General features: G+C 59.9%; 18 protein-coding genes. 10 read left to right on the top strand and 8 right to left on the bottom strand.

Going from position 1 to position 23,972, the window contains the following annotated elements; translation table 11 throughout:
• The first annotated feature begins 162 nt into the window (after positions 1-162).
• Both CKW18_RS01700 and CKW18_RS01695 read left to right on the top strand, forming a co-directional pair.
• Entirely contained in the window at positions 163-2,016 is a 1,854-nt protein-coding gene (locus CKW18_RS01700) for a polyurethanase (RefSeq protein WP_095187160.1), read from the top strand.
• A 241-nt stretch (positions 2,017-2,257) separates the two neighbouring features.
• Complete coding sequence (locus CKW18_RS01695; RefSeq protein ID WP_095187159.1) at positions 2,258-2,632, top strand: hypothetical protein; 375 nt, start codon at positions 2,258-2,260, stop codon at positions 2,630-2,632.
• Positions 2,633-2,731: 99 nt separating this feature from the next.
• On the opposite strand, the gene CKW18_RS01690 is transcribed toward CKW18_RS01695, so the two are convergent.
• Complete coding sequence (locus CKW18_RS01690; protein WP_095187158.1) at positions 2,732-2,956, bottom strand: YgdI/YgdR family lipoprotein; 225 nt, start codon at positions 2,954-2,956, stop codon at positions 2,732-2,734.
• Between the two features lie 194 nt (positions 2,957-3,150).
• On the opposite strand from CKW18_RS01690, the gene CKW18_RS01685 reads away from it, so the two are divergent.
• The 4 genes from CKW18_RS01685 to CKW18_RS01670 are packed head-to-tail and all read left to right on the top strand — an operon-like array spanning position 3,151 to position 9,654.
• A complete protein-coding gene (locus tag CKW18_RS01685) occupies positions 3,151-4,803 on the top strand; it encodes a VRR-NUC domain-containing protein (protein ID WP_095187157.1) in 1,653 nt (550 codons plus the stop codon).
• On the top strand, positions 4,800-7,115 hold the full coding sequence (locus tag CKW18_RS01680; protein WP_095187156.1) for an ATP-dependent DNA helicase: 2,316 nt from the start codon (positions 4,800-4,802) through the stop codon (positions 7,113-7,115). The genes CKW18_RS01685 and CKW18_RS01680 overlap by 4 nt, the downstream gene beginning before the upstream one ends.
• A 5-nt stretch (positions 7,116-7,120) precedes the next feature.
• Positions 7,121-9,061 carry a PAS domain-containing sensor histidine kinase gene (locus CKW18_RS01675; RefSeq protein WP_095187155.1) on the top strand — a complete coding sequence of 647 codons (1,941 nt, stop codon included), beginning with the start codon at positions 7,121-7,123 and terminating at the stop codon, positions 9,059-9,061.
• A gap of 56 nt (positions 9,062-9,117) precedes the next feature.
• Positions 9,118-9,654: a hypothetical protein gene (locus CKW18_RS01670; RefSeq protein ID WP_095187154.1), complete on the top strand. Its 537-nt coding sequence runs from the start codon at positions 9,118-9,120 to the stop codon at positions 9,652-9,654.
• Positions 9,655-9,839: 185 nt separating this feature from the next.
• Here the strand turns inward: CKW18_RS01670 and CKW18_RS01665 are convergent, their stop codons facing one another.
• The 6 genes from CKW18_RS01665 to CKW18_RS01640 all read right to left on the bottom strand — a co-directional run bounded on the left by CKW18_RS01665 (position 9,840) and on the right by CKW18_RS01640 (position 17,078).
• Positions 9,840-10,199: a DUF6124 family protein gene (locus CKW18_RS01665; RefSeq protein ID WP_095187153.1), complete on the bottom strand. Its 360-nt coding sequence runs from the start codon at positions 10,197-10,199 to the stop codon at positions 9,840-9,842.
• A 449-nt stretch (positions 10,200-10,648) separates the two neighbouring features.
• Positions 10,649-12,721, bottom strand: a complete 2,073-nt coding sequence (locus CKW18_RS29640; protein WP_141233060.1) for an Ig-like domain-containing protein — start codon at positions 12,719-12,721, stop codon at positions 10,649-10,651.
• A gap of 262 nt (positions 12,722-12,983) precedes the next feature.
• On the bottom strand, positions 12,984-13,280 hold the full coding sequence (locus CKW18_RS01655; RefSeq protein ID WP_095187152.1) for a hypothetical protein: 297 nt from the start codon (positions 13,278-13,280) through the stop codon (positions 12,984-12,986).
• Between the two features lie 154 nt (positions 13,281-13,434).
• On the bottom strand, positions 13,435-14,778 hold the full coding sequence (locus tag CKW18_RS01650) for a sodium:proton antiporter (RefSeq protein WP_095187151.1): 1,344 nt from the start codon (positions 14,776-14,778) through the stop codon (positions 13,435-13,437).
• A 73-nt stretch (positions 14,779-14,851) separates the two neighbouring features.
• Positions 14,852-15,709 carry a glucose 1-dehydrogenase gene (locus CKW18_RS01645; RefSeq protein ID WP_095187150.1) on the bottom strand — a complete coding sequence of 286 codons (858 nt, stop codon included), beginning with the start codon at positions 15,707-15,709 and terminating at the stop codon, positions 14,852-14,854.
• A 220-nt stretch (positions 15,710-15,929) separates the two neighbouring features.
• Positions 15,930-17,078 carry a MalY/PatB family protein gene (locus CKW18_RS01640; protein WP_095187149.1) on the bottom strand — a complete coding sequence of 383 codons (1,149 nt, stop codon included), beginning with the start codon at positions 17,076-17,078 and terminating at the stop codon, positions 15,930-15,932.
• Between the two features lie 322 nt (positions 17,079-17,400).
• On the opposite strand from CKW18_RS01640, the gene fdnG reads away from it, so the two are divergent.
• Genes fdnG through fdhE form a run of 4 tightly spaced genes read left to right on the top strand, consistent with a single transcriptional unit; the run spans position 17,401 to position 22,994 of the window.
• On the top strand, positions 17,401-20,466 hold the full coding sequence (gene fdnG / locus CKW18_RS01630) for a formate dehydrogenase-N subunit alpha (protein ID WP_141233059.1): 3,066 nt from the start codon (positions 17,401-17,403) through the stop codon (positions 20,464-20,466).
• Positions 20,467-21,402, top strand: a complete 936-nt coding sequence (gene fdxH / locus CKW18_RS01625) for a formate dehydrogenase subunit beta (RefSeq protein WP_095187146.1) — start codon at positions 20,467-20,469, stop codon at positions 21,400-21,402.
• Positions 21,399-22,064, top strand: coding sequence for a formate dehydrogenase subunit gamma (locus tag CKW18_RS01620; protein WP_095187145.1), 666 nt, complete (start codon positions 21,399-21,401; stop codon positions 22,062-22,064). The genes fdxH and CKW18_RS01620 overlap by 4 nt, the downstream gene beginning before the upstream one ends.
• A gap of 3 nt (positions 22,065-22,067) precedes the next feature.
• The gene (fdhE, locus tag CKW18_RS01615) at positions 22,068-22,994 is read left to right on the top strand and encodes a formate dehydrogenase accessory protein FdhE (protein WP_095187144.1); all 927 of its coding nucleotides are present in this window, start codon (positions 22,068-22,070) and stop codon (positions 22,992-22,994) included.
• Between the two features lie 638 nt (positions 22,995-23,632).
• Here fdhE and CKW18_RS01610 read toward each other — a convergent pair.
• On the bottom strand, positions 23,633-23,972 hold a 340-nt coding region (locus CKW18_RS01610), incomplete at its 5' end, for a transposase (RefSeq protein WP_141233058.1).

The following is a 23,972-nucleotide window of genomic DNA, read 5'->3' as shown; positions in this document are numbered from 1 at the left end:
ATGTGTCAGCAATACAAATGTTGACTGACACTCCTTCTTCGCGAGCAGGCTCGCTCCCACAGTAAAAGCAGTAAGTAGTTTTGAAATGCTCCGGGGCGTCCCCGTGGGGCGCCCTGGCTGTGAGCTATCTCTGACAATTCCAACAAAAGAGAGGCAATAGCGATGGGTGTGTATGACTACAAAAATCTCAGTACAACCGATTCCAAGGCGTTGTTCAGTGATGCCATGGCGATCGCGCTGTATTCCTACCACAACCTCGATAACGGCTTTGCTGCCGGGTATCAGCACAACGGCTTCGGCCTCGGCCTGCCGGCTACGCTGGTCACAGCACTGCTCGGTGGCACCGATTCCCAAGGGGTTATCCCCGGTGTTCCGTGGAATCCCGACTCAGAAAAACTCGCCCTCGACGCGGTGAAAAAGGCCGGCTGGACCCCGATCACCGCTTCGCAACTGGGCTACGACGGCAAGACCGACGCGCGCGGAACCTTCTTTGGCGAGAAGCCCGGTTACACCAGCGCCCAAGTGGAAATCCTCGGCAAATATGACGCCCAAGGCCACCTCACCGAACTGGGCATTGCCTTTCGCGGCACCAGCGGCCCGCGCGAGAACCTGATCCTCGATGCCATCGGCGACGTGATCAACGACCTGCTCGCCGCGTTCGGCCCCAAGGATTACGCCAAGAACTATGTCGGCGAAGCCTTCGGCAATCTGCTCGACGACGTGGTGGCGTTCGCCAGGGCCAACGGCCTCACCGGCAAAGACATACTGGTCAGCGGCCATAGCCTCGGCGGCCTTGCGGTCAACAGCATGGCCGACTTGAGCGGCGGCAAGTGGGGCGGGTTCTTCAACGATTCCAACTACATTGCCTACGCCTCGCCAACCCAAAGCAGTACCGACAAGGTGCTCAACGCAGGCTACGAAAACGACCCGGTGTTCCGTGCGCTCGACGGTTCGACCTTCACCGGTGCCTCGGTCGGCGTCCACGATGCGCCCAAGGAATCGGCCACCGACAACATCGTCAACTTCAACGATCACTACGCCTCGACGGCGTGGAACCTGCTGCCGTTCTCGATCCTCAACATCCCGACCTGGATCTCGCACCTGCCGACCGCGTACGGCGACGGTATGAACCGGATAATCGAGTCAAAATTCTACGATCTGACCAGCAAGGACTCGACGATCATCGTCGCCAACCTGTCGGACCCGGCGCGGGCCAACACCTGGGTGCAGGACCTCAACCGCAACGCCGAAACCCACAAGGGCAGCACCTTCATCATCGGCAGCGACAGCAATGACCTGATCCAGGGGGGTGGCGGCAGTGACTACCTTGAAGGCCGCGCCGGCAACGACACTTTCCGCGACAGTGGTGGCTACAACGTCATACTCGGCGGGCAGGGCAGCAATACGCTGGACTTGCAGAAGTCGGTGAACAGCTTCGACTTCGCCAATGACGGCGCCGGCCATCTGTACATCCGCGATGCCAACGGCGGGATCAGCATCACCCGCGACATCGGCGCCATCGTCAGCAAGGAGCCGGGTTTCCTCTGGGGGTTGTTCAAGGATGACGTGACCCACAGCGTCACGGCCAGCGGCTTGAAGGTCGGTAACAATCTCACGGCCTACGAGTCGAGCGTGAAGGGCGGCAGCGGCGCCGACACGCTCAAGGCACATGTCGGCGGCGACTGGCTGTTTGGTCTGGATGGCAACGATCACTTGATTGGCGGCGCGGGCAACGACGTGTTTGTCGGCGGTGCCGGCAATGACCTGATCGAGTCGGGGGGCGGGGCGGATACGTTCCTGTTCAACGGTGCGTTTGGGCAGGACCGGGTGGTCGGTTACACGTCCAATGACAAACTGGTGTTTCTCGGCGTGCAGGGTGTTTTGCCGGCGGAGGACTTCCGCGCCCATGCCGCGACCGTTGGACAGGATACGGTGCTGACGTTTGGCAACGACTCGGTGACGTTGGTCGGGGTGTCGCTGAATAGCCTGAGTACTGATGGTGTTGTGATCGCCTGATGTTGATGGGGTGCCGGTAAGGGCCCTTTCGCGAGCAGGCTCGCTCCCACAGGGGATTTGTAAACGACACAGATCCAGTGTGGGAGCGAGCCTGCTCGCGAAGAACGATAACTCGGCTTTAAAAGTGACTCATAAGCCACGACCTGACTCAAACCCCTGCGAAAACAGCAAATGCGGCCTAAAGCCAGCACGTGCGCACACGTTCTATAGCTAGCCGCCATTGAGTACAGGAGATTCAAACGTGAAAGGTTTCAAGAGGTCTGTCGGGGTTGTGGGACTGGCGCTGCTATCGGCCAATGCCTGGGCCGATCTGCCTCAAAGCTCGATTCTGAGCCGTTACGGAGTGACCACCGACCAACTGCCGAGCCCGGCCAAAACCGAGGCGGTGGAACCGGTCGAAGAGAAAAGCCGCTTTCAGATTCAGCCGGAACAGCCGTTCGTGACCTTCCGGCTGGGCGACGATAAAAAGCCGCAACCTACCGGCAATCTAAGCATCGACCGTATGGCGCAGCAGGACTATGAACGTTGCCAGCGCTTGCAGGGCGAAGTCGCCCGGCGGGGTGGAACGTACTTGCGTTGCGACGGCAGCATTCCAGGCATGCCTGTCAATCAATGATGTTTTTGTAGGCGCTGCCGAAGGCTGTGATCTTTTGATCTTGAACTTGCAAATCAAAGGATCGCAGCCTTCGGCAGCGCCTACAGGGGTATTGCTTCGTCAGTCTTCCTTGCGCACCGTGGCCACTTCATCGGCGCGCACTTTCACCTTGGCGCCGGAAATATCCTCGAACTCATAGAAGCCGTCGTCGGTTTTGGTCTTCGGCATGTCCTTGGTCAAATACTGGGTGCCGTTCTGCAGGGTAACCACGGTTTGCGTCGAGCAACCGCTCAACGCCAGCAGGGTAGCTACCGCCAACGGGATGCCCAGCGTCTTGATTTTCATACCCACGTCTAATTCCTCATTCGCTGTGATACCGAGCATTGTCGGTGTTCTAACGCCGTTGGTGCCATAGCGCCGGAAAAAGTTCGATGGGCCGGTGAAAAAATGCCATTGATCCTTTTCCGTTTGCACCGGGCAGGGCAGAGCTGGTATCTGTACGCATAACCAGTACTCGCTCACCATGGCCTTGAATTCCTGTGACTGCCAATCCCCTCGACGATCCGTTCTACTACCTTAACAACTTTGAGCAAGTGCTTGATTGGCTTGAGCTTCGCTATGCCGATGTGATGAGTGAAGCAGAACATGCGTTCATCCGCGACTTCAAGGCGTTACCACGAGCCTCGCAGGGTTTGCTGGTACGCATGGTGATGCGCAAGGGCCTGCATTTTCGTGCCGGCAAGCTCAACTACGCAGAAATCGGTGACATCGCCCAGGCGGCGCAATCGCTGCTGGATCAGGGCTGGATCGACGAACACGCACCACTGTCGATTGCCGAGCTGTTCGATATATTGCTCAAGGCCGAAATCCTGCAAGCCTTCGCGGCCTCTATCGAGCAGCCCAAGGGCCGCAAGGATGACTGGCTGCCGGCGCTGGCCGAGCAGTTCTGCGAGCCGCAACCCTTGCGTGACTGGGCGCCGGCGTTGAATGATCGACTGTTCAGCCTGACCATCATGGACCTGTGCGACCGCTTGCGTTTGATGTTCTTCGGCAATCTTTACCAGGACTGGTCAGAGTTCGTGCTCGCCGACCTTGGCATCTTCACCTATGAAAAAGTCCGGTTCTGCGCCGATTCCCGAGGCTTGCGCAGCCGCGACGACGTCGACGCCTGCCTGTTTCTGCACCATTGCCAATTGCGTTTCGAGGCTGGCGAAGCGATTGACAGCATCGTTGAGCAGGTCAGCGCCTTGCAGTTCGCCAATCCCTGGCTGCAGCGTCGACGCGACAAGGTGCTGTTCCAGATCGCCCAGTACTGTGAGCGCATCACCGAGTTTGCCCTGGCCCTGAGCATCTACCGGACTTGCGCTTATCCCGGCGCCCGATTGCGGACGATCCGCGTCCTGGAACGTTGTGGTGAATACGCGCTGGCACTGGAACTCGGAACCCAGGCCGAACAGGCCCCGCAAAGCGCCACCGAACACCAAGGCCTGCAACGCATCTTGCCGCGCCTGCGGCGCAAACTCGGTGGCCCACCGCTCAAACGCGCCACGCCGCGCCCGGTAGAACGTCTCGACCTGCATTTGCCGCGCACCGATCCGGCGCTGTCGGTGGAGTTTTATGTGCAGGCACATCTGCACGCTGACGATGGCCCCGTGCACTACGTCGAGAACAGCCTGATCAACTCACTGTTTGGCCTGCTGTGCTGGCCGGCGATTTTCGCGCCGTTGCCGGGGGCGTTTTTCCACCCGTTCCAGCGCGGGCCGGTGGACCTGCTCAATGAAGACTTCCAGCAACGTCGCGTCGAACTGTTCAGCGCCTGCCTCGCCGAACTCGATGATGGCCGTTATGCAAACACTATCCGCGAGCGGTTCGCCGCCAAGTGGGGCGTGCAGTCGCCGTTCGTGTTCTGGGGCGCAATGAATGAAGCGTTGCTTGAGCAAGCGCTGGCGTGTCTGCCCGCCGAACACCTCAAGCACTGGTTCCAGCGCCTGTTGCTCGATATCAAGGCCAATCGCGCCGGCATGCCCGACCTGATCCAGTTCTGGCCGCAGCACAAAACCTACCGGATGATCGAAGTCAAAGGCCCCGGCGACCGCCTGCAGGACAATCAATTGCGCTGGCTGGAGTTCTGCCACGAACATCAGATGCCGGTGGCCGTGTGTTACGTGCAATGGGCGGAGCAGAGCGCGTGAGTTACAGCATTGCAGTGCGGGCGCTGTGTGAGTTCACCGCCAAGACCGGCGACCTCGACCTGCGGTTCACGCCATCGCCGACGGCACTCGAAGGCATTGCCGGTCATCGCACCGTGGCCTCGCGGCGTAACGAGAAGTACCAGAGCGAGGTGGCGCTGGAAGGTGAATTTCGTCAGTTGAAGGTCAAGGGCAGGGCGGACGGCTACGATCCCGGGCAAAACTGCCTGGAAGAAGTCAAAACCTATCGCGGCGACCTGAGCAAGCAACCGGCCAATCACCGGCAGTTGCACTGGGCACAGGCGAAGGTCTATGGCTGGCTGATGTGCCGCAAGCTGGAGCTTGAACACATCAATCTGGCGCTGGTGTATTTCGACATCGTCAGTGAGAAGGAAACCTGTCTGGTCGAGGCGTTCAGCGCTGAAGCCTTGCAGGTTTTTTTCGAGCAGCAATGCGCTTTGTTCCTGTATTGGGCCGAGCAGGAAATGGCCCACCGCGAGGCACGCAATCTGGCCGCGCAGCAACTGGCCTTTCCCCACGCGGACTTTCGTCCCGGTCAGCGGTATTTGGCCGAATCGGTGTTCAAGGCAATCACTACCGGTCGTTGCCTGATGGCGCAGGCCCCGACCGGCATCGGCAAAACGCTGGGTACGTTGTTCCCCATGCTCAAGGCCTTGGCACCGCAGCAACTGGACAAGGTGTTTTTCCTTACGGCCAAGACACCGGGACGCAAACTGGCGCTGGATGCCAGTCAGGTGTTGTTCAAGCAATCGCCAGACTTGCCGCTGCGTGTGCTGGAGATGGTCGCCCGGGACAAGGCCTGCGAGCATCCGGACAAGGCGTGCCACGGTGAATCCTGCCCGTTGGCCCAAGGCTTTTATGATCGCCTGCCCGCCGCCCGTGAAGCGGCCAGCCGCATCCATTTGCTCGATCAGGCCGCGATGCGCGAAGTCGCCGCGCAACACACGGTGTGTCCTTATTACCTGAGCCAGGAAATGGCCCGCTGGGCTGACGTGGTGGTCGCCGACTACAACTATTACTTCGATTTCAGCGCGCTGCTGTTCGGTCTTGCCCAGCTCAATCAGTGGAAAGTCGCGGTGCTGGCGGACGAGGCGCACAACCTCGTCGAGCGCGGGCGGCAGATGTACAGCGCCAGTCTTGATCAGGCCACGCTGGGCAATGTGCGCAAAACGGCTCCCGAAGCGCTGAAAAAGTCGCTGCAACGGGTCAACCGTGAATGGAATGCGCTGCATGCGCCGCAACTGGCGGCCTATCAGGCTTACGACAAAGCCCCGGAAAAGCTCCTTCAGGCAATTTCCCTGTGTTGCTCAGCCATTGGCGATTACCTCAATGATCACCCGCAAGGGCTCGACAGTGGCTTGCAGAATGTCTACTTCGACCTGCTGCAATTCGGTCGGGTGGCAGAGCTGTACGACGAGCATTACCTGTTCGACATCAGCAAACGCGACCTCGATCGCAAGCGTCCGCTGTCGCAACTGTGCCTGCGCAATGTGGTGCCTGCCGCCTTCATCGGCCCGCGCCTGAAGGCGGCACGCAGCAGCGTGCTGTTTTCCGCCACGCTGAGCCCGCGCAACTATTACGCCGACTTGCTGGGCACGCCGGCCGACACGGTCTGGATCGACGTCGAATCACCGTTCAGTGCCGAACAATTGCAGGTGCAGATCGTCAGCCGCATCTCGACGCGGTTCAATCATCGGCAGGCGTCGCTGGAACCCATCGTCGAGCTGATCGCCCGCCAGTTCAGTGAGCGGCCGGGCAATTATCTGGCGTTCTTCAGCAGCTTCGATTACCTGCAACAGGTGGCGACTTTATTAGCCGAACGGCATCCGCACATTACCCTGTGGCAACAATCGCGGGGGATGGACGAAGGGGCGCGGCAGGCGTTTCTCGATCAGTTCACCGCCGACAGCCAGGGAGTGGGCTTCGCGGTGCTGGGCGGCGCGTTTGGTGAAGGCATTGACCTGCCCGGTGCGCGCTTGATTGGCGCATTCATTGCCACGCTTGGCCTGGCGCAACTGAACCCGGTCAATGAACAGTTGAAGTGGCGCATGGCCGCGATTTTCGGTGCCGGTTATGACTACACCTATCTGTATCCCGGCGTGCAGAAAGTGGTGCAGGCCGCCGGCCGGGTGATTCGCACGCGTGAGGATCGCGGCGTGGTGATGCTGATCGACGACCGCTTTGCCGAGAGCCGGATCAAACAGCTCTTGCCGCGCTGGTGGGCGATCAATCACGAAGCGGTCCCTCAATTTGCCGGATTGCCGCATACTTGCGCTCATGAAAATGGCCGGTGAGCGTAATGAGCAATAAACACAAGACCGCTGCAATCGAAGAGATGCGCTTTCGGTTGTTGATCGATGCGGTGGTCGACTATGCGATCTACATGATCGACCCGGATGGCATCATCACCAGCTGGAACTCCGGTGCCAAACGTTTCAAGGGTTATGAAGAGGCGGAAATTCTCGGCGAGCATTTCTCGCGCTTTTATACCGCTGAAGATCGCGCGGCCGGTCTGCCGCAACGCGCGCTCGATACCGCCATCCGCGAGGGCCGGTTCGAGGGCGAAGGCTGGCGGGTGCGCAAGGACGGCAGCAATTTCTGGTGCCACGTGGTGATCGATCCGATCATTGCCCCCGATGGCGAATTGCTCGGCTACGCCAAGATCACCCGCGACCTCACCGACCGCAAAATGGCCGAGGAAACCCTCAAGCAAAGCGAACAGCAGTTTCGCCTGCTGGTGCAGGGCGTTACCGATTACGCAATCTACATGCTCAGCCCCGAGGGCCTGGTCAGCAACTGGAACCAGGGCGCCCAGCGCATCAAGGGCTATCTGCCGGAAGAGATCATCGGTAAGCACTTTTCGATTTTCTACACCGCCGAAGACCGTGAACTGGGCGAGCCGCAACGGGCGCTGGAGATTGCCACCCGCGAAGGCCGCTTCGAGAAAAAGAGCTGGCGCGTGCGCAAAGACGGCACTCGATTCATGGCCCATGTCGTGGTCGATGCCATTCGCGGGGAAACCGGCACCTTGCTCGGTTTTGCCAAGATCACTCGTGACGTCACCGAAGCCCATCAGGCGCAGCAAGCACTGGAAAACACCCGTGAGGCGTTGTTCCAGGCGCAGAAGATGCAGGCCATCGGTCAACTCAGCGGCGGCATCGCCCATGATTTCAATAACCTGCTGACGGTGATTCTCGGCAACCTTGAAATCGTGCAAAAGCGCATTGGCGACGACCCGAAAATCACCCGTCTGCTGGAAAACGCCACGCAAGGCGCTTTACGCGGTGTATCACTGACCCAACGCATGCTCGCGTTCGCTCGCCGTCAGGAACTGAAGACCGAATCCGTCGATATTCCGCAACTGGTACAAGGCATCACCGGGCTGCTGCGCAGCTCGATGGGGCCGGGGATTCGCATCGAGACACGGTTTCCCGAAGACCTTGAGCCGGTCCTCGCCGACAGCAACCAGCTGGAATTGGCGTTACTCAACCTCGCCACCAACGCCCGCGACGCCATGCCCGACGGTGGCTGCGTGATCATCAGCGCAGAGCCGCAGGTCGTGCTCGAACTCGCGCATACCGATCTGGCGGCGGGCCGTTACGTTTGCCTCAGCCTGACTGACAGCGGTGAAGGCATGGACGCGCACACGCTGGCCTTGGCCAAAGACCCGTTTTTCACCACCAAAGGCGTGGGCAAAGGCACCGGGCTGGGCTTGTCGATGGTCCATGGTTTTATCGAGCAACTCGGTGGCCGCTTCATCCTCAAAAGCGAGCGGGCGCACGGCACCACCGCTCAATTGTGGATACCGGTGGCCGTCGAAGGCGCAGCGGCCAGGTCTTTGTACCTGCCCGTTGAAGCGGTTGCGGTGCCAAGGCTCAGCGTGCTGGTCGTCGACGATGACACGCTGGTGATGAACAGCACCATTCTGCTGCTCGAAGACCTCGGCCATCGCGTGGTCAGCGCCACTTCGGGCAACGCGGCGCTGGCGCTGTTCGATCAGGGCGAAGTCATCGACCTGATGATCACCGACATGGCCATGCCGCAGATGAGTGGCGCGCAACTGGCCCACGCCGTGCGTGTGCTCAAGCCCGATCTGCCGATCATCCTCGCCACCGGTTACGCCGACCGTCTGGAAGGCTTTGCGGCGCAATTGCCGCGTCTACCCAAACCGTTTACTCAGCTCAATCTGGTGGAAATCATCGCCCAGTCGATGAAAGGCCCGAGGGGGACATCCGGCTGAACTTGTCGGTCGCGGGGTCCTTCTAAACGGTTTCCCTGCCTCGGAGCGTACGCCTCGTGCCTCGCATATTGACCCAGCCAACGGCTGACGAAACCCTCACCGAACACGACGCCAAGATGTTCGGCTCGCCCAAGGAGCGGCTGGATTTCTATCGTCGGGAGATCCAGTACGAAACCAGCATTCTGGCCAATCGCACCGACGCCTATCTGGCGGCGCAGTCTTTTCTGGTGATTGCCTTTGCATCGTGCATGTCCAACCTCAACCCGGAGTGGGGCAAGTTATTCACGTTGGTGGTGCCACCGTTCCTGGCGTTACTGGGACTGCTCAGTTCGCTCAATGCCTGGCCAGGGATTCGCGCCGCGTATGACATCATCGATCACTGGCATTTCAAGCAGAGTCATTTGCTGCACAGCGAGCCGCTGATGGGCCTGGCCTATGACGAGTCGCCGCTGTTCAGCGAGACGGAGTCGAGCCACAAGGGGTATCGCAAGTCGCTGCTGTTTTCGGTGCGCACGCCGTGGATCTTTGCGACGTTCTGGGTGATGTTGGGGAGTTATGCGGTGTTTATTCAGGTGACGAATCCGGGCGGCTGAACGCTGGCCCTTCTGGCAAGAACCCCCCTGTAGGCGCTGCCGAAGGCTGCGATCTTTTGACGTTGATCGTTCCCACGCTCTGCGTGGGAATACATCCGCGGACGCTCTGCGTCCCAAACCAGAGTCAAAAGATCGCAGCCTTCGGCAGCGCCTACAGTGGGGCAATCAATCTGTCCCCTTAAGCGTTAGCTCGGCAATTCCAGATTATTCAGCACCCGGTTCACCGCCAGTTCCCCCAGCATGATCAGTTGCGCAATCCCCAACACCGTCCGGCGCTGCGGCGCGGGCAACAGGCGGGCGAAGTCGTGGGCGATGGTCTTGGCCGATGCCAGTGTTTCGAAGGCATCGAGCAGCAATTCCTCGTTTTTGGTGTCTGCGGTCGCGGCATACATCCCGCGGGTTTTACGCGGCGGCGGCGTGGAGCCGGGCGGGCAGAGGTAATGGTCGAGGGCACGGTCGGCGGCTTCGTGGAGTTTTTTTGAATCGAGGGATTCGTAGGGGGAGGCGGGGTCGATTTCGGGTGGGTTCGGTGTTGGTTTTATCATGGTGAAACTCCTTGAGAAATGGAGCCGTCAGCCATCGCTGCTAAACGAAGAGGGTGGCGGCTGTACGCGGGTTAGCAGACCAGGCTCAAGGATCCCGGCGCACCGAAGTGCCCCACGTAAAGCCGCCATAACGCAGAGGCGGGCTAACGTGCCTTGAAATTTGCCGGGCTGCTAAACCCGATCACTGAACAGTCAGCGACCGACCCACAATAGAACCCGCCCCCAAGGCGCACAAGCCGGCGGATTCTGGCGTAGCTGTAGGCAAAGGCGCAAGGTTTTGTAGCCTGCGAGAGTGTCTGGATTTGTCTGTTAAACATCGCTGTTTAAGGGGGCGGATCATTAAATCTGTCACGGTTAAAGCCCAAACTTGAGCTTCACTGGCGATGAAATAAATGCGTCGCCTTTTTCCGTCCTAATTCTCTCTTATTCCCATCTGCCTTATCTCCCGTTTACCCGTTAGGCTCGGAGCCGTTTGCCGCTTGGTCAAAGAAACATAGCGAAGTGAATCTGTGACTTTTAATGGCCCCTCCGTGAGGATATACAAATATTGCTACCCACCTCACATCTTCCTGCTTTAAGTACGTGTTAGAACAAAGGTAGCCTTGACCGGTAAAGGAGAGCTCGCGCGCACGACCAACGATGTATGCGCTATATCCGTCATAGTCGGGATCGGTGAATCTATATGCTTCTATCGCGGCAGCGGTCTCAGCATCGACATCGCGCCCGCCGAGTGAATCCGCCCACCGAGCGTACTCGAGTACATAGATTGGACTTTGGGTGCGTCTTATGGAAACCGAACGGACGTCACTCGATACGGGGATTTTTCTTTCCTGACCTCGACTGTCTGATACGGTAATGGTCGCTTTTCCTCGTCCGACGCTTCGAATTGCGCCGGTTTGATCGACCGTGGCAACCTCTGGCGCTGTTGATGAGTACGCGTATGGAGGAGTTCCTCCGGACGCTTGCCTGATGGTTATAGTGTGTTCTGGATCGACGGTGGCGGTCCATCTAAGTCCTGAACCCTTCAGTGATATGACGATTCCGCCGAACTCGATCGGAGTGGTGTCTACGACGAATGCGGGAACCGCCTTGATGGTGTAAAGGCGATCCGGAAACACCGCGGCGGTCGCTGGGTTGTTGCTCTTGTCCATCGACACCTTGTACTTGATTGTCAGCGCAGTGCCATGTCCGAGTTCCTTGAGATAACTATTGGGCAGCGCGACGGGCCAGAACCCCTGATTGACCCATGTTGTATTGACCTGATCGTTCCCGCCGTTCCAGATCGGGAGGTTGTGTACGCTGCCATCGACCTTTTTCCCTTCCACACTCATCCAGACCTGCTGACCCGCTTCAATCAGTGTGTGGAGCAGTCCGTGAATGGTTGCGTCTTTGCCTTCAAGCGCCATCACGTCCAGAAAGTTGTTGTCGTCCGCCTCAACGATCTTCGGCGAGATCAGCGCCGTGGCTGGCAATGCCAAAATATTCAGCGTCAGAGTCAGCGAAGTCGTGGGAACACCTTCGCGGTCGATGACATAAGTGACGGTCACTGGTTTGCCCAAGCTATAGGCCAGCACCGAACGCGGTACCGCGATTTCCAGTCCGGCGCTGACCAGCCGCTGGGGGCTGGTATAGGAACCGTTGGGCGGTGCGCCGGTCGCGCCTTGCCAGATCACGCTCAGCGTGTCGGTGGGCAACAGCGAACCTCGTGGCACTAAAACCCGAACTTCCGGCTGGGTCGGGCTGAAGTTGTCGCCGCTCTGGTCTTTGACGGTCGGCGCTTGAAGATTGAGCCGGTCCAGATGAATGTCCAGCCGCTTCTCCGGGGATTTTGTGGGGTTGCCCAACTGGTCGGTGACAATGAAGTCGACCACCGCACTCGAATTGTCGCCCGCTGCGCGAAACGCGTCGGTGAACAGCGTGCGGGTGATCGGTGCGTTGCCATCGGGGACATCGAAATCGACCTGGGTATCGCCGATCCGCAGTCGGATGCGGTCATAGGGTCGCCGGTTGTTATAGAAAAACCTGAGCTCCACGCCTTGCGCTGCGCGTTCGGCACTGACGCCGTTCTTGATCACGTCTGGGGGGATAACAAGATCCAGATTGTCCGGCGTACGCAGGTGATAGAGCACCAGCAGGTCACGGGAGTCTTCACTGGTGTTGCCGCCGACGCGGATAACCTTGTAATGCAGGCGGTTGACACCCTGCTTAAGGTACCCGTGTGGTATGTACAGACGCTGACGCAGCGTTTCTTCGCCCGGCTGGATGGTCACGCCGGTCACGGGGGTCAGGTCGTCGTTGATGTACAGATCCACGCGATCATAGGCCGCCATGGTCGAGGATTGCAGTTGTGACTCGGTCAAGGGGTCGATCAGGCACAGCAGGCCTTGGAGCTGGCCGTCGTAAAGCACTTGGGGAATGCCACCATGGGCGATGCCTGCCGGCCTCACCGGGGTGATCCAGCCCTGGATGATCACCGGGAAGAGCGCGAACAATTGATTGAGTACGGCGGACTGGATATCCATCACTTGCTCCTGGAGGCGAAAAGCCCGAATGCGCTCGGGAAGTGGGCTAATCAAACATCAGGCGGGGCAAGCGGGCTACTGTCAAAGTTGACAGGTAGGCGCCATTTTCGGACGAGTGGTTAACTCGGTCGGAGGTGCAAGAATGTTCTGCGGACGTATTGCGGTGGGGGAGGTACGGCAGGAGCGCCGCAGGCTGCGATCTTTAAAAGCCAGGTCAAAAGATCGCAACCTGCGGCAGCTCCTACAGGGGGCGGCGTGCAAATCACTCGGTTGTTTCAAGCTGGCGCCGCAACCCCTGCGAATTTTGCAACGACATCGGAATCGGCGGGAAATCCTCGTTCAACACACACAAATGCTCGATCGCGTCGGCAAATTTCACATCAGCTTTGTGGCGTAACGCCCGGTAGTGCTCAAACTGTTCGAGGTCCAGTTGCCCGGTTTCGAGTAATTCGTGGGCCGCACGATTCAGCGCCTGCGCCTCTTCGAACAGTTGACGATTGCGTTCCAGGGCCAAAGCCCTGCAAGCCTTGATTTGCGCAGGAGTCGAGCATTCTTTCATGACCGTAACCTTAAGTTTTCAAGGATTCCTTTTCATAGGCTTGTCGCCGCAGGGGAACCGAACCTGCCGGACCCCGTCGGACAGGGCCGGCGGGGGGTTATGGTTGTGACCGTTGACGATTGCGCAGCGATCCATTTTTTTTTCGGAAGAATTTCTAGCGCTTTTGATTCTTGCGTTTTTCATAACGGGCAAGAATCGGTTGGGTGCTGATGCCGTGCAGCAAAATGCTCAGTGCCACCACGGACAGCGTGATGTCGGTACACAGCGTCGCCACCGAATCACTCAGGCCATGGTTCAAGGCATAAAACAAATAGAAAAGACTGCCGATCCCGCGAATGCCGAACCAGCCGATCAACAACCGTTGGCGGCCCTCAAGCAAAGATCCCCACGGCATCAGCGTTACGCAAACCGGGCGAATCACGCAGAACAACACGCCACCGACCAGCAACGCGCGCCAGTCCCAGTGCGTCACCAGCAGCACGCCGAGCAGCGTCACCAGAAACACTTCCATGGCCCGTTCGACGAGACCCCCAAAGGACAGCATGTCGCCCATCATGATCCCGGCGGCGACCTGACTGTCCTGCAGTCGCTCGGTATCGCCATGCACCGCGTGTTGCGGTTCGACGTTCTGATGACCCACCACCGGTTGCACCAGATGTTCAGCGGGCGGCTCGCTGGCACCGGTGGAACTCACTTCCACTTGACGCAGGCCAAGTCCGGCAGCGAAGACCGACAGGAACCCATAACCACCGATGGCTTCAGCCACCACATAGGCCAGGGCGATCAGCGCCAAGGCCAGATAATCGTTGGGGCTCAGGGTGCTGTCGTCGTTGCGCAGGCGCATGGACAGCGTCAAGCGTCCGATGCCGCGACCCATCCAGTAACCGGTCAGCAGCCCGGCTGGCACGGCCCACAACAGGGCGTGCATAACCCAGCTCAGCCACAGGTCGGGATGCCCGGAGCCGTCGAGCATCAACATGCCAAGCAGCACAAAGGGGAAGGCGATCCCGTCATTGAGGCCAGCCTCGCCGGACAGGCCAAAGCGCACGCTGTCGACATCCCGCGCATCGTTGACCTGCACCAGCGCCGCGAGCACCGGGTCGGTGGGTGCCAGAATGGCGCCGATCAACAGCGACGGTCCCCACGGCAGTTGCAAGCCCCAGTGCAGCAACGCGCAGACGCCGGCGATCGTCAGCACCATCACCGGCCCAGCGAGGCCGAATGCGATTCGCCAGCGTTTATCGCGCAGGGGCAAACGCAATTTCAGGCCACAGACGAACAACGAAAAGAGCACCGCCACTTCCGTCAGGTGCTCCATCCACACCGAGGCGCTATCAACAGACAGTTTCAGCAGATCGAGGCCGCCGGGACCGATGCCGATCCCCAGCAACAGGCACACGGCCGAGGTGGTGACCGGCATCCAGCGCAGGTACGACGAGGTCAGTGCCAGGGTCAGCAGCACCGCGCCAAGCACCGCAACCCAGACGACAAAGGTCATGACTCACCGCCGGCTGATGCCTCAGGTATGGGAAGCCGCCCGGTCGGCGGCTTCAGTTTTTTATCGCAAACGGTCACAGCATCGGTTTGCCGCCGGTCACGCCGTAGCGCTGGCCGGTGATGTAACTGGCTTCGTCCGAGGCCAGCAGCACGTAGATCGGCGCGACTTCCACCGGTTGTCCGGGGCGACCCAGCGGGGTTTGTGCGCCGAAGTTCTGCACCTCGTCATCGGGCATGGTCGAGACGATCAGCGGCGTCCAGATCGGCCCCGGCGCCACGCAGTTCACGCGAATCTCCTTGGGCCCGAGCATTTGCGCCAGGCCACCGGTGAAGTTGGCAATCGCACCTTTGGTGGTGGCGTAGGCGAGCAGGGTCGGTTTGGGCATGTCCGAGTTGATCGAACTGGTATTAATGATAGATGCACCTGGGCGCATGTGTTTGATCGCGGCCTGACACAGCCGGAAAATGGCGGTGATGTTGACGTCGAAGGTCATCACCCATTCGTCATCGGGGATGTCTTCGAAGTTTTCGTGGGTCATCTGGAACGCGGCGTTGTTGACCAGCACGTCGATGCGCCCGAAACGTTCGACGGTTTGATCGACCAAGGCCTGACACTGGGCTTTTTGCGCGATATCGCCTGGCAGCAACAGGCATTGGCGACCGGCCTGTTCGACCCAGCGCGCGGTTTCCTTGGCGTCTTCGTGTTCGTTGAGATAAGCGACGGCGACGTCAGCGCCTTCACGGGCAAAGGCGATCGCCACGGCGCGACCGATGCCGCTGTCGCCGCCGGTGATCAGGGCGATTTTGCCGGCCAGCCGCCCGGAACCGACGTAGCTTTGTTCGCCACAGTCAGGGTACGGCTCCATTTTGCGTTGCGAACCGGGAACGGCTTGCGCCTGCGCGGGGAAGGGTGGTTTCGGGTAAGCGGTCATCGCGGGTCTCCGAGTCTCATGGCGGGTATGGGGGGTTGACCCGGTGTGTTTGCCGTGAGTTCGATCGGATTTGCGATGGATGTTTTGTCATGAACACTACAAGCCAATGTGGGAGCGAGCCTGCTCGCGAAGGCGGTGTGTCATTCAACATTTGTGTTGGTTGACAGGACGCTTTCGCGAGCAGGCTCGCTCCCACAAGGGCGTTGCTATTGACTCGGCACTAGCGATTGGCCAGAGCCCGCTCCATCCGCGCGATACCTTCTTCAAGCAACGCACGCGGGCAGCCGAAGTTCAGGCGCACGAATTGCTGGTGCTGATCGCCGAAGTCCAGCCCGGCACTCAGGCCGACCTTGGCCTGCTCAAGAAAGAACTGCTGCGGATTGGCCAGGTCCAGCGCCGAACAATCGAGCCACGCCAGATAAGTCCCCTGCGGCACATTGAGGGTCACGCCCGGCAAACGGCTGCGTACGGCTTCAACCAGATAATCACGATTGGCCTGCAAATAGGTTTTCAACTCGGCCAGCCACGGCGCGCCTTCGCGGTAAGCCACGCGGGTGGCTTCCATGCCCAGCGGGTTGACGCTGTCGACCATGCCGCAACGGGCGTGGTTGACGCGCTCACGCAGGGCGGCGTCCTGGATGATCATGAACGAGGTCTTGAGACCGGCGATGTTGTACGCCTTGCTGGCCGACATCAGGGTGATGGTGCGTTGGGCGATTTCCGGGCTCAGGGAGGCGGTCGGAATGTGTACGCGGCCGTCGAAGCACAGTTCGGCGTGGATTTCGTCAGAGATAATCCACGCGTCCTGAGCCACACAGATGTCGGCCACGGCTTGCAATTCTTCGCGGTCGAACACTTTGCCGAGCGGGTTGTGCGGGTTGCTCAGCAGCAACGCGCCGCCACCGTTGAGCGATTCACCCAGGGTGTCCAGCGGCGTGGCGTAGGTGCCATCAGGCTGCGCGAAAAATTCCAGTTCAACCTTGTTCAAGCCCCAATGGCCCGGCGCATGGCGCAGCGGCGGGTAATTCGGCACCTGCACCACGACATTCTGCTGCGGTTGCACCAGCGCTTTCAGCGCCATGTTGAAACCGGATTCAACACCCGGCAGAAAGATCAGCTCTTGCGGCTCGACCTTCCAGGCAAACTTGTTCCAGAGGTCGGCAACAATGGCCTCGCGCAGATTGTCCTGAGGCACGCTGTAGCCCACCAACGGGTGCAGCAAGCGCTGTTGCAAAGCCGCGATCACCACCGGTGGCGCAGCGAAATCCATATCAGCGACCCACATCGGCAGCACGTCGGCCGAATAGCGGCTCCACTTGGTGCTGCCGGTGTGGTGGCGGTCGAATACCTGATCAAAATCGAAAGTCATGCGCGGTCTCGTGAAGGCGGGTTGTTCAGGGGCGCCATGATAAACCCATGACCCTGCAGGAACACCCAAAACCTTGTGGGAGGGGGCTTGCTCCCGAATGCGCTGGGTCAGTCACATTGTTGTTTCTGACCCAGCGCATTCGGGAGCAAGCCCCCTCCCACAGGTTCCACAGCGCATGACCGATTGTCGCCGACGGTCGGTTTTCACACAGATCGTATGGTCTTTGTCTACAGTGAAAAAGTCGGCACACGTTTGCCGCAACCGTGATTGTCCAGAAAAAGCCCGGCTCAAGTACCGGGTTCCACCTGATCAGGAGTGCACGATGGATCTCAGCCGTCGTCAGTTCTTCAAGGTCGCCGGTATCGGCCTTGCAGGCTCTAGCCTGGGCGCGTTGGGCATGGCCCCGACGCAGGCCTTCGCCGAGCAGGTGCGTCACTTCAAGCTCGCCCACACCCATGAAACCCGCAACACCTGCCCGTATTGCTCGGTCGGTTGCGGCTTGATCATGTACAGCCAGGGCGATACCTCGAAGAACGTCGCGCAAAACATCATCCACATCGAGGGCGACGCCGACCACCCGGTCAATCGCGGCACCCTGTGTCCAAAAGGCGCGGGCCTGCTGGACTTCATTCACAGCCCGGGCCGCTTGCTGTATCCGCAAACGCGCAAGCCCGGCAGCAGCGAATGGACGCGGATCAGTTGGGACGAGGCGCTGGATCGCGTCGCCGACCTGATGAAGGCCGACCGCGACGCCAACTTCATCGAGAAGAATGCCAATGGGCAAACGGTGAATCGCTGGGTCTCCAGCGGGTTTCTCGCAGCCTCGGCGGCGTCTAACGAAGCCGGCTACATCACCCAGAAGGTGATTCGCAGTCTCGGCATGCTGGGGTTCGATAACCAGGCGCGTGTCTGACACGGCCCGACGGTGGCAAGTCTTGCCCCGACGTACGGCCGTGGTGCCATGACCAATACCTGGACCGATATCGCCAACGCGAATCTGATCCTGGTGATGGGTGGCAACGCCGCAGAAGCGCATCCGTGCGGCTTCAAATGGGTGACCGAAGCCAAGGCGCACAACGCGGCGCGGCTGATTGTGGTCGATCCGCGTTTTACCCGGACTGCTTCGGTGGCCGACTACTACGCGCCGATCCGCACCGGCACCGACATCGCCTTCATGGGCGGGCTGATCAATTACCTGCTGACTGAGGACAAGATCCAGCACGAGTACGTGCGCAACTACACCGATGTCTCGTTCATCGTCAAAGCCGGCTATGGCTTCGAAGACGGAATATTCAGCGGCTACGACGCAGCCAAACGCAGCTACACCGACAAGTCCGGCTGGGGTTACGAGCTGGGTGAGGACGGTTTTGTCAGAGTCGACCCGACCCTGCAAGACCCGCGCTGCGTCTATCAACTGATGAAGCAGCATTACAGCCGCTACAACATCGAACTGGCGAGCCAGATTTGCGGCATGCCGGTCGACGCCATGCAGAAAATCTGGGACGAAATCGCCACTTGCTCGACACCGGGCAAGACCATGACGATTCTCTACGCGCTCGGCTGGACGCAGCACTCCATCGGCGCGCAGATCATCCGCAGTGCGGCGATGGTGCAACTGCTGCTGGGCAACGTCGGCATGCCGGGCGGGGGCGTGAATGCCTTGCGCGGGCACTCGAACATTCAGGGGCTCACCGACCTCGGCCTGCTGTCGAACGCGCTGCCGGGTTATCTGACCCTTGGCAGTGACACCGAGCAGGACTACAGCGCCTTCATCAATAAACGCACGCAAGTACCGCTGCGCCCGGGCCAACTGTCGTACTGGCAGAACTACAGCAAGTTCCACGTCAGCCTGATGAAGTCGTGGTACGGCGCCAACGCCACGCTGGAGAACAACTGGAATTACGACTACCTGCCAAAACTGGACATCCCCAACTACGACGTCCTGAAAATGTTCGACCTGATGAGCCAGGGCAAGGTCAACGGCTACATCTGCCAAGGCTTCAACCCGATAGCGGCGTTGCCGGACAAGAACCGGGTGATGGGCGCGCTGGCCAAGTTGAAATGGCTGGTGGTGATGGACCCGCTGGCCACCGAGACCTCGGAGTTCTGGCACAACGTCGGGCCGTACAACGACGTTAAAAGTGAGGAGATCCAGACCGAAGTCATTCGCCTGCCGACCACCTGTTTTGCCGAGGAGGACGGCTCGCTGGTCAACAGCAGCCGCTGGCTGCAATGGCACTGGAAAGGCGCCGATGGCCCGGGCGAAGCGCAAACCGACATTCGCATCATGAGCGAACTGTTCCTGCGCCTGCGCAAGCGTTATCAGGCCGAGGGCGGCAAGTTCCCCGATCCGCTGTTGAAACTGTCGTGGCCGTACAAGATCCCGGACGAGCCTTCGCCAGAAGAGTTGGCCAAGGAACTCAATGGCAGCGCCGTCTCCGATTTCACCGATGCCACCGGCGCAACAATCAAGGGTGGCACGCAACTGGCCGGGTTCGGTCAGCTCAAGGATGACGGCAGCACCGCGTCCGGCTGCTGGATCTTCGCCGGCAGCTGGACTGAGGCCGGTAATCAGATGGCCCGGCGCGACAATTCCGATCCGTACGGCATGCATCAGCATCAAGGCTGGGCGTGGGCCTGGCCGGCCAACCGGCGGATTCTCTACAACCGCGCTTCGGCGGATGTCGCAGGCAGACCGTGGGACCCGAAAAAACGCCTGGTGTGGTGGAACGGCAAGGTCTGGGGCGGCACCGATGTGCCGGACTACAAGGCCGACGTGCCGCCGGAAGCCGGGATGAACCCGTTCATCATGAACCCCGAAGGCGTGGCGCGGTTTTTCGCCGTCGACAAGATGAACGAGGGGCCATTCCCCGAGCACTACGAGCCGTTCGAAACGCCAATCGGCATCAACCCGCTGCACCCGCAAAACAAGAAAGCCACCAGCAACCCGGCCGCCCGGATCTTCGATTCGGTCTGGGAAAGCCTCGGCGAAGCCAAGGACTTCCCGTACGCCGGCACCAGTTACCGGCTGACCGAGCATTTCCACTTCTGGAGCAAGCACTGCAAGTTGAACGCGATTGCCCAGCCTGAGCAATTTGTCGAGATCGGCGAAGTGCTGGCGAAAGAGAAGGGCATCGTCGCCGGCGACAAGGTGCGCGTGAGCTGTAAACGCGGCTTTATTGAAGCAGTGGCAGTGGTGACGAAAAGGATCCGGCCGTTGCAGGTCAACGGCCAGGTCGTGCATCAGATCGGCATCCCGCTGCACTGGGGCTTCACCGGCCTGACACGTCACGGTTACTTGACCAACACCCTGGTGCCGTTCCTCGGCGATGGCAATACCCAGACCCCGGAATCCAAGTCATTCCTGGTCAACGTGGAGAAACTGTAAATGGCCAGCCAAGACATTATTGCCCGCTCCGCCACCACCACAGTGCCGCCGTCGGTGAGGAATCAGGAAGCGGTGGCCAAGCTGATCGACACCACCAAATGCATCGGCTGCAAGGCCTGCCAGGTTGCCTGCTCGGAATGGAACGAGCTGCGCGACGAGGTCGGCCACAACCACGGCACCTACGACAATCCGCAGGACTTGAGCGCCGAAACCTGGACGCTGATGCGCTTCACCGAGCACGAAACCGACGCCGGCAACCTCGAATGGCTGATCCGCAAGGACGGTTGCATGCACTGCGCCGAGCCCGGTTGTCTGACGGCATGCCCCAGCCCCGGCGCGATCATCAAGCACGCCAACGGCATCGTCGACTTCGATCAGGATCACTGCATCGGTTGCGGTTATTGCATCACCGGTTGCCCGTTCAACATTCCGCGCATCTCGCAGAAAGACCACAAGGCCTACAAATGCACCTTGTGTTCGGATCGCGTCGCGGTGGGGCTGGAGCCGGCTTGCGTGAAAACCTGCCCGACCGGCGCCATCGTCTTCGGCACCAAGGAAGACATGAAGGAACACGCCGCCGAACGCATCGTCGATCTGAAAAGCCGTGGCTTTGAAAACGCCGGTTTGTACGACCCCGCAGGCGTCGGCGGCACGCATGTGATGTACGTGCTGCACCACGCCGACACGCCGAACATCTACGCCAATCTGCCGCAAGATCCGGCGATCAGTCCATTGGTGGGCCTGTGGAAAGGCATCAGCAAACCGCTGGGTCTGCTGGCCATGGGCGCGGCGGTGCTGGCCGGGTTCTTCCACTATGTGCGCATCGGGCCGAACCGGGTTGAGGAGGATGAACATCCGACAGCGCCTGACACCTCGGTGCATGTCGTCGATCCGGCGGTGCACACCTTCGACCCACGCGGGGAGGACCGGCCATGAGCAACAAGACGATCCTGCGTTACACCGCCAACCAGCGTACCAATCACTGGCTGGTGGCGATTCTGTTCTTCATGGCCGGGCTGTCGGGGCTGGCGTTGTTTCATCCGTCGATGTTCTGGCTGACCCATCTGTTTGGCGGTGGGCCGTGGACGCGGATTCTGCACCCGTTCATGGGCGTGGCGATGTTCGTGTTGTTCCTCGGGCTGGTGTTCAATTTCTGGCGCGCCAACGTCTTCATCGCCAATGACCGGCAGTGGCTGCGGCGCATTGATCGGGTGCTGGTCAATGACGAAGAATCCGTGCCGCCGGTTGGCAAGTACAACGCCGGGCAGAAGTTGCTGTTCTGGACTTTACTGCTGTGCATGCTTGCGTTGCTGTTCACCGGGCTGGTGATCTGGCGCGCCTGGTTCAGTGCGTATTTCGGCATCAGCGTGATCCGCTGGTCAATGCTGCTGCATGCACTGGCGGGGTTTGTGCTGATTCTGAGCATCATCATTCACATCTACGCCGGGCTGTGGATCAAGGGTTCGGTCGACGCAATGATGCACGGCTGGGTCAGCCGTGCCTGGGCGAAGAAACATCACGCACTCTGGTACCGCGATATCACCCGCGATGAACGTAACCCGGACGTGCCGGAGCGACCGATCACCAAAAAGGGCTGACCTTTGCCAACCATTCTCGAACCCGGACAAATCGAAGCGGCGGCCAGTTCGCCGCCGTTTCTGCACCTGCCGCCGCACACTCTGTTCACCCTGCGCGCTCAACGTCTGGAGCAATTGGCCGAAGGACATCCGCTGGCTGACTATTTGCACTTGATCGCCGGTTTATGCCGGGCGCAGCAACAAGTGCTGGATGATCCGCCCTCAACAGAAACCGTCGATCAGCAACGCCTTGAGCTGTGCCAGCAGCACGGCATGCCGCCGTTCGCTGCCGATACCCTGGTTCGCGAAGATGACTGGCAAGTCTGGCTGGACGCCTTGCTGCAACGCTATACGCCGCCGGAGCAGCCCGCCGTGATCGATGCGCTCTCCACGCTGCGCAGCGCGAGTTCCGGCCAATTGCGCGTCTGGGCGGTGGCGCTGGTCAGCGGCCAATATTCAATGGTGCCGGCGGCGCTGGTGCCGTTTTTGGGCGCGGCGTTGCAAGCGGCATGGAGCCATTGGCTGCTCAGCGTGCCCAATCTGCAACTGACTCCCGGCAATAGCCTCAGCCAATGCCCGGCCTGTGGATCGCCCGCCATGGCCGGGGTGATCCGCCATCGCGGCAAGCACAACGGTCTGCGTTATCTGGTGTGTTCGCTGTGCGCCTGTGAATGGCATGTGGTGCGGGTCAAGTGCGTGTATTGCGAGTCGAGCAAAGGCCTCGATTATCTAAGTCTTGAGGACGATCGCCACGCCGCCAATCAGGCGCCGCTGCGCGCGGAAGTCTGCCCGAGCTGTAACACCTATCTGAAACTGCTTTATCTGGAGAACGATGCCGACGGCGAAGCGTTGTCGGCGGATCTCACCAGCCTGTTGCTCGACATGCGCCTGGCCCAGGACGGCTTTCAGCGTCTGGCGCCGAATCTGTTGCTGGCGCCGGGAGACGAATGAGCACAGCGTCTACACTCCTACAAAATCTGTGGAAGCGGCAGCGTGCTGGCGCTTCTTGTGGGAGGGGGCTTGCTCCCGAAGGGGTCGTGTCAGTTACCTCATCAGAGGCTGATTCACCGTCTTCGCGAGCAAGCCCGCTCCCACAGGTCCGGTTATGTCTGGCGATTTTTTTGTGGGAGGGGGCTTGCTCCCGAAGGGGCCGTGTCAGGTACCTCATCAGAGGCTGATCCACCGCTTTCGCGAGCAAGCCCGCTCCCACAGGTCCAGTTATATCGGGTAATTGTTTTGTGGGAGGGGGCTTGCTCCCGAAGGGGTCGTGTCAGTTACCTCATCAGAGGCTGATCCACCGCTTTCGCGAGCAAGCCCGCTCCCACAGGTCCGGTTATGTCTGGCGATTTTTTTGTGGGAGGGGGCTTGCTCCCGAAGGGGCCGTGTCAGTGACATCATCAGTGGCTGACTCACCGCCTTCGCGAGCAAGCCCGCTCCCACAGGTCCGGTTATGTCTGGCGATTTTTTTGTGGGAGGGGGCTTGCTCCCGAAGGGGCCGTGTCAGTTACCTCATCAGAGGCTGATTCACCGTCTTCGCGAGCAAGCCCGCTCCCACAGGTCCGGTTATGTCTGGCGATTTTTTTGGTTCTTCACGGATTACCGGGAAAGACGCTCTTGATTTTCATGAAAAAGAATTCGCTATCCCGGTAACCGTACGCCATCCGTTTGATAACCTTTATTCGATTGTTTATGCCTTCCAACTGCCCCGTGTGCATCGGCCAGCGAACCCGGCTGACGATTCCCCGCCAGTAACCCTTTAGCCGTTTGGCGAACAGGATCAGAGCCGGTATCGCGCTTTCATGAGCGTGGCGCAGCCATTGCTTCCAGGCTGATCTCCAGCCCCAGGCGGTACTTGGCGTCCAGAGCGTTTTGAGTTCAGCTTTCATCAAGTAGACCGTCATCAACGCTTGGTTGGCCGCCAGCAAATCC

The organism is Pseudomonas sp. Irchel 3E19 (assembly GCF_900187585.1).
GTDB classification, from domain to species: Bacteria; Pseudomonadota; Gammaproteobacteria; order Pseudomonadales; family Pseudomonadaceae; genus Aquipseudomonas; species Aquipseudomonas baetica.
The sequence above is the reverse complement of the archived record's forward strand: the minus strand, read 5'-3'. Positions and strand labels throughout refer to the sequence as shown.

Bases quoted from the DNA above. Each gene is read 5' to 3' on its own strand.
- CKW18_RS01700 (WP_095187160.1), top strand. From the start codon at position 163: ATGGGTGTGTATGACTACAAAAATCTCAGTACAACCGATTCCAAGGCG.
- CKW18_RS01690 (WP_095187158.1), bottom strand. From the start codon at position 2,956: ATGAAAATCAAGACGCTGGGCATCCCGTTGGCGGTAGCTACCCTGCTG.
- CKW18_RS01675 (WP_095187155.1), top strand. From the start codon at position 7,121: ATGAGCAATAAACACAAGACCGCTGCAATCGAAGAGATGCGCTTTCGG.
- CKW18_RS01665 (WP_095187153.1), bottom strand. From the start codon at position 10,199: ATGATAAAACCAACACCGAACCCACCCGAAATCGACCCCGCCTCCCCC.
- CKW18_RS29640 (WP_141233060.1), bottom strand. From the start codon at position 12,721: ATGGATATCCAGTCCGCCGTACTCAATCAATTGTTCGCGCTCTTCCCG.
- CKW18_RS01655 (WP_095187152.1), bottom strand. From the start codon at position 13,280: ATGAAAGAATGCTCGACTCCTGCGCAAATCAAGGCTTGCAGGGCTTTG.
- CKW18_RS01650 (WP_095187151.1), bottom strand. From the start codon at position 14,778: ATGACCTTTGTCGTCTGGGTTGCGGTGCTTGGCGCGGTGCTGCTGACC.
- CKW18_RS01645 (WP_095187150.1), bottom strand. From the start codon at position 15,709: ATGACCGCTTACCCGAAACCACCCTTCCCCGCGCAGGCGCAAGCCGTT.
- CKW18_RS01640 (WP_095187149.1), bottom strand. From the start codon at position 17,078: ATGACTTTCGATTTTGATCAGGTATTCGACCGCCACCACACCGGCAGC.
- fdxH (WP_095187146.1), top strand. From the start codon at position 20,467: ATGGCCAGCCAAGACATTATTGCCCGCTCCGCCACCACCACAGTGCCG.
- CKW18_RS01620 (WP_095187145.1), top strand. From the start codon at position 21,399: ATGAGCAACAAGACGATCCTGCGTTACACCGCCAACCAGCGTACCAAT.